This window comes from Okeania sp. SIO3I5 (genome assembly GCF_010672085.1).
GTDB lineage: Bacteria > Cyanobacteriota > Cyanobacteriia > Cyanobacteriales > Microcoleaceae > Trichodesmium.
Window position 1 is genome coordinate 16,013 of sequence record NZ_JAAHHT010000105.1, and the last position, 14,277, is coordinate 30,289.

Below are 14,277 nucleotides of genomic sequence, written 5' to 3' on the forward strand. Positions count from 1 at the left end.
TTGGTCAAGATACTTTACAATCAGCAATAGAACTAAAGGCACAAAACAGGATTTCAAACTATATCTTGGAAATCCAGCCTCAACTATGGGCCAGTCTATCAGTTACCAATTATCAGTTATTAGTACCACTTGCTGAAACTAGATACTTGAAATACTGAAGTTAATTTTTTTCCTATCCAAGGGGAAACTATTGACCTTATTTGCTGGTCAAATCAATACCTTATGTGTAATACTAAAAAAGTACATTTTGTAACATCTAACAAGGGAGTTAAATTATGGCAAAAGACCTCACTCGTTATCGCAACTTCGGCATCTTCGCCCATGTTGATGCGGGCAAAACCACCACAACAGAAAGAATACTAAAATTAACCGGAAAAATTCATAAAATCGGTGAGGTCCACGAAGGTGCCGCAACAACAGACTTTATGGAACAGGAGCAAGAGCGGGGTATTACGATTCAGTCCGCCGCTACAAGTTGCTTCTGGAAAGATTGCCAATTAAATATTATTGATACCCCTGGCCACGTTGACTTTACCATCGAGGTATATCGTTCTCTCAAGGTTCTTGATGGTGGTGTAGGTGTATTCTGTGGTTCTGGTGGTGTAGAACCCCAATCTGAAACTAACTGGCGTTATGCTAATGATTCTAAAGTTGCTCGGATTATTTATGTAAATAAGCTGGACCGGACAGGAGCAGATTTCTACAGAGTTGTCAAGCAGGTAGAAGATATACTTGCGGCCAAGCCATTAGTAATGGTATTACCTATTGGTATTGAAACTGATTTTGTGGGAGTTGTGGATCTACTGACCCGCAAATCATGGGTTTGGGATGACTCTGGAGACCCAACCAAATACGAGATTAAAGACGTTCCTGAGAATATGACTGATGATGTCGAGACATATCGGGAAATGTTGATTGAAACTGCTATTGAGCAGGACGACGAGGTAATGGAAAAATATCTGGAAGGAGAAGAACCAGATATTGACACCCTCAAACGTTGTATTCGTAAGGGAACTAAGGATCTGGCTTTCTTCCCCACCTACTGTGGTTCATCTTTCAAAAATAAGGGCGTGCAGTTGGTACTTGATGCAGTTGTAGATTACTTGCCTAACCCCACTGAAATCAAACCACAACCAGAGATTGATCTGGAGGGTCACGAGACTGGTAAGTTTGCCTACGTTGACCCAGAGAAACCTCTGCGTGCTTTGGCCTTCAAGATTATGGACGATAAATATGGTGCTTTGACCTTTACCCGCATCTATTCGGGTACGTTGTCCAAGGGTGACACAATATTGAATACTTTTACAGGCAAGACTGAAAGAGTTGGACGTTTGGTGGAAATGCACGCTGACTCCCGCGAAGAAATTGAATCTGCTCAAGCAGGGGACATTGTTGCTATTGTGGGGATGAAGAATGTGCAAACTGGCCATACTCTCTGTGACCCTAAAGAACCTGCTACTTTGGAACCGATGGTGTTCCCTGACCCGGTAATTTCTATTGCTGTGGCAGCTAAGGACAAGGGTTCTGTGGAAAAATTGGGCATGGCATTGAGTAAAATGGTTCAGGAGGACCCATCTTTCAGAGTTGAGACGGATGCTGAAAGTAATGAAACCATTATCAAGGGTATGGGTGAATTACATTTGGATATTAAGGTTGATATTCTGAAGCGGACTTATGGGGTTGATGTGGAAGTTGGTAAGCCACAGGTAGCTTATCGGGAGTCTATTACTAAGCGTCTTGAAGATAGTTATACTCATAAGAAGCAGTCTGGTGGTTCTGGTCAATTTGGTAAGATTGACTATGTGATAGAACCTGGAGAACCTGGTACTGGTTTCCAATTCGAGTCAAAGGTGACTGGTGGAAATGTGCCTAGAGAATTTTGGCCGGCTGTGCAAAAAGGCTTTGAGTTTAGCTTTGAGAAGGGTATGTTAGCTGGTTATCCTTGTGTGGATATGAAGTTCACGTTAACGGATGGTGCTTATCACCCGGTTGACTCGTCGGCGATCGCTTTTGAAATTGCTGCAAAAGCTGCTTATCGTCAGTCTTTCTCTAAAGCTGCTCCTCAGTTACTTGAACCGATAATGAAGGTTGATGTGTTTACTCCTGACGATCATGTTGGTGATGTTATTGGAGATATTAACCGCCGTCGGGGAATGATCAAGTCTCAAGATTCGACGGCAACTGGTGCTCGTATTAAGGCGGATGTGCCATTGAGCGAGATGTTTGGTTATATTGGGGACTTGCGGACTATGACTTCTGGTAGAGGTCAGTTTTCTATGGAGTTTTCCCATTATGCACCTTGCCCTAGTAATGTGGCGGAAGTTGTGATTAAGGAAGCTAAAGAGCGTCAGGAAGCCAAGTCTAAATAGGTCAGGGTCAGGACTTACCCAAAATATGGAATTACACACCATCTGTAGGGGCGAATGGCATTCGCCCTTGCTAGATATGGCGGTTTTGGGTAAGTCCTGTAGGTATTAAGCATTGATCTGTAGGGGCGAATGGCATTCGCCCTTACTAGATATGGCGGTTCTGGGTAAATCCTGTAGGTATTAAGCATTGAGTGGTTAGCGATCTTTTGATAGTCAAAGCTGAATGCTTAGGTTAATTTGAACATATACAGGGCTGAAAATTTCAGTATTTTCAGCCCTGTATTTTTGTGTTTTTGACTGGCTTTGTTGTATGAAAACATATAGCTACCGCACAAGATCCAAGCATATCTACTTCATACTTCTACAACTGTTGTCCAATAAATAAATCAAACATTAATCTTTGATAAAAAAAAAGCTGAAACTTATACCTGTAAAGGCTTTGAGCCATTTAACTATTGGCCAATAAATGAATCAAACATCAATCTTTGATAAAAAAGGCTGAAACTTATACCTGTAAAGGCTTTGAGCCATTTAACTATTGGCCAATAAATAAATCAAACATCAATTTTTGATAAAAAAGGCTGAAACTTATACCTGTAAAGGCTTTGAGCCATTTAACTATTGGCCAATAAATAAATGAATAAAGCATCAATGTATAGAAATAGGGTGATATAGCAGTCGAAGCAAAGATTAGGACATCTATACAATATTCAAACTCAGTCAGGGATTACTTCTGACTTCTGACTTCTGACTTGCGCGTAGCGCTATATAGCTGCCACGGTTGTTCACCTTTCATGTCGGCTCTGACAACCGAAAAGCTGAACGGATGTTCTATGGCTATTACCGAAAAATTTTGGTTTAAAGCCTCCCCTTGGATAGGGGATAATAAATAAAAATTTTCATGATTAGTAATTATTCATTATTCATTATTAATTGTTGAAAACAAAGCCTTTTTGACTAAAGAAATGTAAGGTAGCGATCGCTATTAGTGGCAATGGAAGTGTTATAAGAAACCGGGTTTATCGGAGGTAGATGTTTATCTGGTCAAGCATTTAATATCAACCCGGTTTCTACGCTTTTTACATTGATACTACTGGATTTGATATTATTTAATCATGGTGTATCTGCTGATTTAGATTCTTCAATTTTGGGCAAATTATAGTACCATAATTCGCTTTTATTTCTCTTCAAAATAACTTTTTCAACAGTCATCGTACAAGATTTAACTGGATCAGTTTTTAAATGAATATTGTGTTCAATATTAATTAATGAACTTTTACCAATAAAAGCAGCAAGAAATACTGCACTTGCGGCTTGAACAAAAATTTCAATTGCTAGTTTTTTCAGCAGTTGATTTTGCTGTTGAGATAAAGGTTGCATGATGTTTTTCTCCTTTTTATTGTAGATTGAATTTTTCGTATGTTTAGATATTTTTATTCTCTGAATAAATGCTAGCTTGATTTATTTAATAGTGCCGTAGATAAATATCGAAAATAATAGTCTTTTTATCTGAGCGTTGCCATTAAATAAACTTTTGGTTGCTTCGAGATTTGTTTATTATCTCTATATTTTTAGATTAACAACTAGATAGGATAAATATGTGTAGAACTAAAGAGAATTATATAGATAGAAAAATGTAGATTTTTGTAGAGAGTTATTGACGCTCAATAAATCCATTTGTTATATTTGATTCAAACTAACTTGATAAATACTGACACTTATGAACAAATCTTATGAATACTGGGAAAGTGAATTTTTGAATGCTATGGTGATTAAGTTCGAGTTTTCTGGCAATAATGAACTTGCTTTTATACAAAGATTACTATTAGATAATTCTCACAAAGATTGGTCACAATTAAGTAGTGAGTTACAGAAAAAGGAGAATTATAAATTTTCATCTAATACTTTGAGAGATTGTTGGCATAAAAAAATATATCCTATGCTAAAAAAATATGGTTTTGATTATCAAGACGGAGATAATCCCGATGGAAAATATCAGAAAACTTGGGAAGGTGCTAGAAAATGGTTGAAGGAGGAAATTTTTCCTAAATATATAGAAAATCTTCGACCTCAAACAACTATTGAAATTTGGAAAAAATTGTGGGAAAAGTCAGAGGATAGTAGCAATATTTATATTAAAGAATATACTTCAGAAAATTATTTACCTCATCTCGGCATAAAGACTAAAACATGGAGTAGTCCAAAACCTGATTACCTATCATTTTCCATTGGCACTAAAATTAATTATCACGTCAAATTGAGCAATGATGGCTATTTAATTGTGGCTGAAAAATTTGCTTCTGGGGAGATTTATTGTATTGCCCCTTCAGTTTTAAGTCCGTCTTTTCCTGCTTGGGGAACATTGATTTTACCGAAAGATAAAGACGATCCTTTTGTAGTTGAACCACCCATTGGAGATGAAGAAATTATCGCTGTTTTTAGTAAAAAAGAACCGCAGTTAGATTGGCTGTCTCAACTCGAAGATGAACCGTTAGAATTAGAAAAGAAACACTTAGAAAGTTTGTTGAATTATGTCAATAAAAATAATTGTCACTTGATGCGATATAAATATTCAATTACAAGCTAAATTTCTGAGAAACTAGGTTTCTCACTCAACTGAATACAAAATGAAAATTGACCGTATATTTTATCGAATTAAGGAGATTTACAATTTATGAATAATGCAAAAATGACTTATTTTGAAAAAGAGGATATTCTGCATTTAACTCTGACTAATGAACCAGAAGTAAGAAGCGTAGAAATTAGTCCTAATATTACGGCAGAATTGAATGAAACAGGGGAGTTAATTGGTATGGAAATTATTAATGCCACTGCTTTTATTAGAGATTCGATATTAGAATCTGTGCAAGGTAGATTATTAACTGTCAAAAATTAGAACTATCAATAGAATATTTAGTGGATGAAAACCGACCATATATTTTATCGAATTTTCCAAGACTTACCTGAAACTTTCTTTCAGTTGTGGGGAGAATTACCAGAAAATCTCAACGATTATCGTTTTGATTCAGTAGAATTAAAACAGACTTATTTTAGAATAGATGGGGTATTTTTACCTCAAGATGTTGACAAACCAATTTATTTTACGGAGGTACAATTTCAAAAAGACGAAAAAATTTATTTACGTTTATTTTCTGAGATTTTTACCTATCTTAGAGACAACGACCCGGAGTTACGTTGGCGTGCTATGATTATCTTTAAAAGTCGTAGTTTTGAGCCTACAGAAAAACAAAGAGAATCTGTACAACCCTTATTAGATTCTCCCCTTGTCAAGCGCATCTATTTGAATGAATTAAAAGTGAGTGAAACAACTCCTTTAGGTGTACAGATTGTTCAATTAGTTGTAGCGAGGAAGAAACAATTTTTGGAAAGAGTAACCGTTTTAATTGATCGAGTAAAACAGCAGTTTACCGAAGAAAATTATCGGTTACAACTTTTGAACCTATTGTCAGTTATTGTTCTCGAAAAATTACCACAAATGAGTCGTCAGGAGTTAGAAGCTATGTTTGGTATTGATGATTTGAAAAAAACCCGTTTTGCTCAAGAATTAATGGCAGAATCAAAAATAGAAGCAAAATTGGAAATTATTCCTAGTTTATTAAAAAAAAGCTTTTCTGTTGAAGAAATTGCGGAAATTTTAGAATTAGAAATTGAGCAAGTACGGCAAGCTATTGCTAAATTGAATTAACTTAAACTGTAGGTTGGGTTGAGGCAACGAAACCCAAGAAATTATTTCTCGTATTCCAGACTATTGTATTGGAAAAATTATCATAAATGAGTCCTAAGGAGTTAGAAGCTATGTTTGGTATTGATGATTTGAAAAAAACTCGTTTTGCTCAGGAATTAATGGCAGAATCCAAAGCTGAAGGAAAATTGGAAGTTATTCCTAGTTTATTAAGAAAAGGCTTTTCTGTTGAAGAAATTGCTGAAACATTAGAATTAGAAATTGAGCAAGTGCGACAAGCTATTGCTAATTTGAATTAACTTAAATTGTAGCTTGGGTTGAGGCAACGAAACCCAACAAATTATTTCCCGTATTCCAGACTATTGTATTGGAAAAATTACCAGAAATAGTTAAATTAGTAAACTGAAACGCTGTGAGTCTATGAACACAAATATTGTTGAAGAAATTGAACGTGCTGTCAGTCAACTTTCCCCAGAAGAGCTGGCTGTTTTCCGTGCCTGGTTTGCAGAGTTTGACGCTGAAGCTTGGGATAGACAATTTGAAACTGATGTGGCTGCGGGGAAACTAGATACCTTGGCTGAGGAAGCACTTCAGGATTTAAAAGAGGGGCGTTGTACTGATCTGTGAAACATCGAGCTACACCAAACTTCTGGTATCTTTAGGCTTTGTTGCATAAAACCTACATTCCGCACTTCATCCGCTTTGGAAATAAAAAGGCTGAAACTTTTACCTGTAAAAGCTTTGAGGTTTAATCCGCCCACCTTAACTATTGGACAATAGTGAGAGCCAACATCAATTAGTTGTAGTTGGCGTGAAGTTGATCTTGAATTTTATAAAGAGCTATTTGACATGTTAAAGGAGAATGGAACATTTTTAGACTGGAGTAGTTTGGGTTGATAGAGGGGTATCATAAAGATTTGCATATTCTACTGTTACTTGTAGGACAGGAGTTGAAGAGAATACTGATTCAATTAGAATTATACCTATTACGAAATCACAGTTGTTTATATAAAGATTTGAACGAATTTCATGGAATAAATCTTGAGTATTTAGTTTATTTTCTGTTTACAGCACTTTGCAAACTAATCAATCGTTTAGTATCTTGAAATTGAAATTTAAGATATTGATTAGTTTTCTATCTTGCCGATTTCGTCTTTAACAAAAATTTATTACAGCGACTTTACATTAGCAAAAGTCAAACAAACTTTTGAAATTAACACTACTGAGCAAAATAATTTTTTTGCCAACTTAACACCTTTAGAACCTAGTCCGTTATTAACAGAAACTCTAAATTATAATGTAGCGATCGCTCTAGCTAGCAACAGCGAAAAAGCTCGTTCGGAAATGATTATTGCTCCGATATTAATAGATATAAAAAGACAAAATCAAGAACAAATAAATATTTTTTCAGGAATAGATTTTACGGTGGAACCAGAAAAAGGTTTAAATGGAACTTGTGACTTTTTAATTACTAAGTCTGCGGAAATGTTAACAATAACAGCTCCAGTCATAACTATTGTTGAAGCTCAGAAAGAAAATCTCAATTTGGGATTAGGCGAATGTATAGCAGAAATGATAGCTGCTAGAATTTTTAACCAAAAAGAAGGCAAAAATATAAGTACAATTTATGGAGTAATTACATCAGGAACCAACTGGCGATTCTTGAAATTAGAAGGGGAAAATCTTATTATAGATTTAACCGAATATTACCTAAATCAAATTAATCTAATTATGGGAATATTAACAGCTAGTCTGACTACTTAAAAAAATACAATTAAATGTAAACTATACTTCATATAAGTTATACCAATTACCAAAAGTAATGCTATACTTAGGTAATACTTCAATTCTTAAGTAAATAACATAGACTGAATAATCTTATATTTATGATTACAAAAAACACTCGTATTGGTATTGTCGGTGCAGGAACAACCGGAACTTATTTAACCTATTTATTAACTAAAAAAGGTTATCAAGTTGACTTATTTGAAAAATCTCCTGCTCCCCGTACTGATGGCTGCGGTATCCTCTTAATTTCTTCAGGAATGCAAGCTCTTCATCAGGGAAACCCAGAATTATGTCACCAGTTAATAGAAAAAGGTGTGCCTGCGAAAACCTTTGAATTTCGTAACTTTAAAGACGAAGTTGTCAACCGAGAACAGCCAGAATACGAAGAGAAAGAGATTCCTGGAATTTTAATCCATCGTAAAGCTATCTTGGAGTCAATTCTCACTTATTTACCCGAAGATTGCCTACATTGTAACGCTTGTTTTAGTCATTTAGAACAAAGAGAAGATAAGGTAATTGCCTATTTTGAAGATGGGAGTCATTGGGAAGGAAATTTATTGATAGGGAGTGATGGAATTTATTCAAAACTCAGAAATTTTGTGGCATCTGATGCACAATTATCTTATTTAGGTGATGTTGTCTGGCGTGGAGTTGTCAAAGAAGACGAATTTTGCCAAGATGGGTTATTCTTGCTGTACGTCCGAAGTCGTGGAGTTTATGCAAATTTCTTTGATATTGGTGATGGTTATACCCATTGGGGTTTTTTTACTGAAAAAGATCGAGAAGAATCTGAATTTAACTTACCTCGGCCTCACAATGTAGGAATCCCTTCCCAAGAATTGGTAAAAATTCCTGAAGCAGCCCGAAAAGTTATTGAATCTACTCCAAATGACCAGATTGTTTGCAATTTTTCCTACGATATTGATCCTATACCTCAATTTTATCATGGAAATGTTCTTTTGATTGGGGATGCTGCTCACGCAAAAAGTCCTAGTCGTGCTAGAGGAATGACGTCAGGTTTTGAGGATGCCTTAGCTTTATCTTGATATTTGGAAGAAGGTGAGACAATTTACGAAGCTTTGGCTAAATTTCAAGCAGAACGACTACCTATTGTTCATGAGTACCAGCGTACCAGTCGAGAGATTAGCCGGAAGACTGGACGGAAAAGTAAACAAAAAAATGGTTAACCTCAGTTTCCAAGAAGAAAAAAACACGGCTGACGCAAACCAACTAAGAAAGCGGGTTTATTCCCCTGGTTATTGTTGTTAAAACCACGAAATTTGGTTCATAAACCCGGTTTCTGCTTTAGGGTATCGGCGTAATTTCGTCGATAACTTGTTCCACCAGAAAATGTCTAAGCACCAGGTATATTGATTTCAATCTAACAAGTAAATCTTAATTAAAAAACCTGAAAAAATGAGTAACTCGGAAAAAGTAAACATTTGGGAAAAAGTAAATGTTTCAGCAGTAGTAGCAAGTGTAGTTGTTGCAGCTACTGGAGTGTTTGTAGGAATATACATGGATAAGATTAAATGCTTTTTTAACCCCCAAGAAAGTAATTGCTCACAATTATGCATGAAACTTACGAGAATAAGTGGTGTAGTTGGAGATGTTCAAAAGAAGATCGTGGAAGTGAATGGATGTATTTAGGAGACGACGATATCTATTGGCAAAATCAAGAATTATCTTTTAAAACTGAAGGTGTTGATAAATTTAGTAATGCTAAAATTTGTGGTTTTTATAGTGGGGTAAATGATAGAGGGGCTAAAATAGAAAGAAATGACTGTAGTGAATCTTCAAATAATTATGAAGGTAAGATGTCGTTAGGAAACGATATTGGTTGCTGCGGAAAAAATCAAAATTTAGCTGTTACTATTTCTAGTCAGAAAAAAAATTACGAAATATGTTTATCTCTGAGAAGAAGAAATTCTAGCTCGAATAGTATATTTAATAGCGGGTGGATATGTAATATAGAATCCGGGTAATTAGTTATCGTATTACTGAGGAGTAATGAGTAATGAGTAATGAGTAATGAGTAAGGAGTAATGAGTAATGAGTAAGGAGTAAGGAGTAAGGAGTAAGGAGTAAGGAGTAAGGAGTAATGAGTAATGAGTAAGGAGTAAGGAGTAAGGAGTAATGAGTAAGGAGTAAGGAGTAATGAGTAAGGAGTAAGGAGTAAGGAGTAAGGAGTAAGGAGTAATATCAAATCCGGTTGAATACAAGAGTGTATTGTTGGGGGAGATGGTCCGATTGTCCGATTTAATAATGAACATATACTATATAACCGGATTCTATATAATGGTGAAAATCCTGTAAACTACATTGATTTAGGTGACCATGGAAAGTGGAAGGATCAATATTTAAGATTTGAAATTAGAAAGAAGAATTAATAAGGAAATATTGACTATGAGCAAAAACAGAATATCACCAGCACTTATTACCAAAATAATACCTGACTCGATCGCTGCTGAAATTGGTTTTGAACCTGGAGATACGATCGCTTCTATCAACGGACAACAACTACGAGACCTGATCGACTATCAATTTATTTGCGCTGATGAATTTCTAGAAATAGAAGTCATCGACGCTAAAGGTAAAACTCACAAAATTGAAATCGAAAAAGACTACGATGAAGACCTGGGGTTAGAATTTTCTACCGCTGTTTTTGATGGTTTAATTCAATGTAACAACCGTTGTCCGTTTTGCTTTATCGATCAACAACCACCAGGTAAACGAGACACTCTCTACCTAAAAGATGATGACTATCGTCTCAGTTTTCTCTACGGTTCCTACCTGACTCTGACTAACCTTCCGCAACGGGAATGGGAAAGAATTGAACAAATGCGACTTTCCCCTCTGTATGTTTCTGTTCATGCTACGGAACCAGAATTGCGATCGCGTCTTTTAAAGAATTCCCGCGCTGGTAAAATACTCGAACAAATTCAGTGGTTCCAAGAAAGGCGACTGCAAATACACGCTCAAGTTGTGGTTTGCCCAGGAATTAATGATGGTATTCATCTGGAACGTACATTATTAGATTTGGCAAAGTTTCATACTGGAGATATACCCGCAGTAGCATCCGTAGCAGTTGTACCAGTGGGGTTGACTCGTTTTCGCCCTACAGAAGATGAACTAATACCCGTCACTACCGCAAAAGCAGAAGAAATTATAGAGCAAGTGCAGGAAATTCAGGGGAAACTCACATACACATCTGGGACTAATTGTATTTGGTTAGCTGACGAATGGTTTTTAATTGGCCGTCGAGAATTGCCCCCTGCTTCAGAATATGAAGATTATCCTCAAATTGGTAATGGTGTCGGTTCAATTCGCCAATTCAGATCACAATTTGAAACTTATGTCAAAGAATTTTTAGAATCGGACATTTCCTTAAGCCCCCCAAGAAAATTAACCTGGGTAGTAGGGAATGCAGTAGAGAAAGCATTTGTAGCGATCGCCAACCAACTAAATCAAATTGAAGGATTGGAAGTAAATATGGTAGCCTTATCTAGCAATTATTGGGGACAAGACATCACTGTAACTGGACTATTAACAGGCCAAGACTTATTAGAAGGTTTGCAGGGACGAGATTTAGGGGAAGGCATCTTACTACCTTCAGTCATGCTCAAACAGGGAGATAATCTATTTTTGGATGACATGACTCTAGAAGAATTAGCAGCTCAACTTCAGACACCTATTTGGCCAGTTGCCGGAGTAGAAGAGCTAATATTAACTGCTGTGGACGTTCCCTTCATTAATGGATAATGGATAATTGATAATTGATAATGGATAATTGATAATTACCTATTCCTAAAAGCAAGAGGATTAACTAAAAGGAAAAAATCAATTTTTTTCCCCTTGAAAGGGGAGACTTTAAAGGTGAATTATTTAATTATTAATTATTAATTATTAACTATTAATTATTCGGTAATGTCCCAGAGGAAAATCGCCAATTAGACTATTAGAATTTGAGATTGGCAAAGCTGTTAACCGATTAGTTTAAAATATTTGTTGGACTTGGAGACTAATTAAAAAATCGATGAGTGTTTTTCGTAATATTGTGGTAGTAGGAGTGATCGGAGTAGTTATTTCAAATGCAGGTCAGGGATCTTCAACCCCACTACCTACGCATTCCCAAAATAATACTCCTGAAAATTCGATTTTAGACCCAAAAGAGGTCAAAGAAAAATCTGTTGAGGTGAAAGAAACTCAAGGAGTAAAGTCAGATATTAATTCTGTGGAGAAAGTTGCTCAACTCAGACCTCAAGGTAGTTTATTAGAAAAATTAAAATCAAATTCTTCAGGTAGAAAAGTACAATCAAACAGAGACTCAGAAGTTAATATCAATCAAGAATTACCTAAAGCAAAACCAGATCAAGAGATAATTTCCGCATTAAAAGAACTCGAAAATATATACAAAAATACAGATAGTTTATTGGCAGAATTAAAATCTCGGAAAAAAGGAGAAAATAGTTCTGCTTCAGGGTTAGAATTTAAACAAAATATTAATCGTAGTTTTGCAGTTAATAACAATCAAGAATTTAATATAGACTCGAAAAATTCAGCAGAATTAGGAAAATCTAATTCTAGTTTATTAGATTTGCTAGAGTCAAAATCGGGAAATTCTGAGGTAGAAAATCCAATTAATCCTCCTGTAGAGACTAACTTTAAACAATCAATTATTCTGGAGGATAAAGATAGTGAAAAATTCAATCCAGACTCGAAAAATTCAGCAGAATTAGGAAAATCTAATTCTAGTTTATTAGATTTGCTAGAGTCAAAACCAGGAAATTCTGAGGTAGAAACTGAAATTAATCCGACTGTAGAGACTAACTTTCAACAGTCAATTATTTTGGAGGAGAAAGATACTGAAAAATTTCATCCAGACTCAAAAAATTTAGCAGACATCGGCAACAATTCTAATTCTAGTTTATTAGATTTGCTAGAGTCAAAGCCAGGAAATTCTGAGGTAGAAACTGAAATTAATCCGACCGTAGAGACTAACTTTCAACAGTCAATTATTTTGGAGGAGAAAGATACTGAAAAATTTCATCCAGACTCAAAAAATTTAGCAGACATCGGCAACAAATCTAATTCTAGTTTATTAGATTTGCTAGAGTCAAAACCAGGAAATTCTGAGGTAGAAACTGAAATTAATCCGACTGTAGAGACTAACTTTCAACAGTCAATTATTTTGGAGGAGAAAGATACTGAAAAATTTCATCCAGACTCAAAAAATTTAGCAGACATCGGCAACAATTCTAATTCTAGTTTATTAGATTTGCTAGAGTCAAAGCCAGGAAATTCTGAGGTAGAAACTGAAATTAATCCGACCGTAGAGACTAACTTTCAACAGTCAATTATTTTGGAGGATAAAGATACTGAAAAATTCAATCCAAACTCCAAGAAATTAGCAGACATCGGCAACAATTCTAATTCTAGTTTAGGCAACAATTCTAATTCTAGTTTATTAGATTTGCTAGAGTCAAAACCAGGAAATTCTGAGGTAGAAACTGAAATTAATCCGACCGTAGAGACTAACTTTCAACAGTCAATTATTCTGGAGGATAAAGATACTGAAAATTTTCATCCAGACTCGAAAAATTTAGCAGACATCGGCAACAATTCTAATTCTAGTTTATTAGATTTGCTAGAGTCAAAGCCAGGAAATTCTGAGGTAGAAACTGAAATTAATCCGACCGTAGAGACTAACTTTCAACAGTCAATTATTCTGGAGGATAAAGATACTGAAAATTTTCATCCAGACTCAAAAAATTTAGCAGACATCGGCAACAATTCTAATTCTAGTTTAGGCAACAAATCTAATTCTAGTTTATTAGATTTGCTAGAGTCAAAGCCAGGAAATTCTGAGGTAGAAACTGAAATTAATCCGACCGTAGAGACTAACTTTCAACAGTCAATTATTCTGGAGGAGAAAGATACTGAAAATTTTCATCCAGACTCGAAAAATTTAGCAGACATCGGCAACAATTCTAATTCTAGTTTATTAGATTTGCTAGAGTCAAAACCAGGAAATTCTGAGGTAGAAACTGAAATTAATCCGACCGTAGAGACTAACTTTCAACAATCAATTATTCTGGCAGATAAAGATAGTGAAAAATTCAATCCAGAGTCGAAAAAATCAGGAGAATTAGGAAAGTCTAATTCTAGTTTATTAGATTTGCTAGAGTCAAAATCGGGAAATTCTGAGGTAGAAACTGAAATTAATCCGACCGTAGAGACTAACTTTCAACAGTCAATTATTTTGGAGGAGAAAGATACTGAAAAATTTCATCCAAACTCCAAGAAATTAGCAGACATCGGCAACAATTCTAATTCTAGTTTATTAGATTTGCTAGAGTCAAAGCCAGGAAATTCTGAGGTAGAAACTGAAATTAATCCGACCGTAGAGACTAACTT

General features: G+C 35.5%; 12 protein-coding genes. 11 read left to right on the forward strand and 1 reads right to left on the reverse strand.

Annotated features, from left to right (window positions below; translation table 11 throughout):
* The first annotated feature begins 275 nt into the window (after nt 1–275).
* Entirely contained in the window at nt 276–2,369 is a 2,094-nt protein-coding gene (fusA, locus tag F6K40_RS22005) for an elongation factor G (protein ID WP_293139240.1), read from the forward strand.
* Between the two features lie 1,113 nt (nt 2,370–3,482).
* Here fusA and F6K40_RS22010 read toward each other — a convergent pair.
* A complete protein-coding gene (locus F6K40_RS22010) occupies nt 3,483–3,749 on the reverse strand; it encodes a hypothetical protein (protein WP_293139241.1) in 267 nt (88 codons plus the stop codon).
* 340 nt (nt 3,750–4,089) lie between these two features.
* Here F6K40_RS22010 and F6K40_RS22015 point away from each other — a divergent pair, with 340 nt between their 5' ends.
* From F6K40_RS22015 to F6K40_RS22060, 10 genes are all read left to right on the forward strand, one after another.
* Nucleotides 4,090–4,956: a DUF4384 domain-containing protein gene (locus F6K40_RS22015; protein ID WP_293139242.1), complete on the forward strand. Its 867-nt coding sequence runs from the start codon at nt 4,090–4,092 to the stop codon at nt 4,954–4,956.
* 87 nt (nt 4,957–5,043) lie between these two features.
* On the forward strand, nt 5,044–5,265 hold the full coding sequence (locus tag F6K40_RS22020) for a DUF2283 domain-containing protein (protein ID WP_293139243.1): 222 nt from the start codon (nt 5,044–5,046) through the stop codon (nt 5,263–5,265).
* Nucleotides 5,266–5,289: 24 nt separating this feature from the next.
* The gene (locus F6K40_RS22025) at nt 5,290–6,075 is read left to right on the forward strand and encodes an Rpn family recombination-promoting nuclease/putative transposase (RefSeq protein ID WP_293139244.1); all 786 of its coding nucleotides are present in this window, start codon (nt 5,290–5,292) and stop codon (nt 6,073–6,075) included.
* Between the two features lie 86 nt (nt 6,076–6,161).
* Nucleotides 6,162–6,371 carry an RpnC/YadD family protein gene (locus F6K40_RS22030; protein WP_293139245.1) on the forward strand — a complete coding sequence of 70 codons (210 nt, stop codon included), beginning with the start codon at nt 6,162–6,164 and terminating at the stop codon, nt 6,369–6,371.
* A gap of 121 nt (nt 6,372–6,492) precedes the next feature.
* Nucleotides 6,493–6,699, forward strand: a complete 207-nt coding sequence (locus F6K40_RS22035) for a hypothetical protein (protein ID WP_293139246.1) — start codon at nt 6,493–6,495, stop codon at nt 6,697–6,699.
* A gap of 513 nt (nt 6,700–7,212) precedes the next feature.
* Nucleotides 7,213–7,836, forward strand: a complete 624-nt coding sequence (locus F6K40_RS22040) for a hypothetical protein (RefSeq protein WP_365672367.1) — start codon at nt 7,213–7,215, stop codon at nt 7,834–7,836.
* A 122-nt stretch (nt 7,837–7,958) separates the two neighbouring features.
* Nucleotides 7,959–8,906, forward strand: coding sequence for an FAD-dependent monooxygenase (locus tag F6K40_RS22045; protein WP_293139247.1), 948 nt, complete (start codon nt 7,959–7,961; stop codon nt 8,904–8,906).
* A 525-nt stretch (nt 8,907–9,431) separates the two neighbouring features.
* The gene (locus F6K40_RS22050) at nt 9,432–9,845 is read left to right on the forward strand and encodes a hypothetical protein (RefSeq protein ID WP_293139248.1); all 414 of its coding nucleotides are present in this window, start codon (nt 9,432–9,434) and stop codon (nt 9,843–9,845) included.
* Between the two features lie 421 nt (nt 9,846–10,266).
* On the forward strand, nt 10,267–11,622 hold the full coding sequence (locus F6K40_RS22055; protein WP_293139249.1) for a TIGR03279 family radical SAM protein: 1,356 nt from the start codon (nt 10,267–10,269) through the stop codon (nt 11,620–11,622).
* Between the two features lie 274 nt (nt 11,623–11,896).
* Nucleotides 11,897–14,277 (forward strand): hypothetical protein (locus F6K40_RS22060; RefSeq protein WP_293139250.1); only part of this gene is annotated, 2,381 nt, incomplete at its 3' end.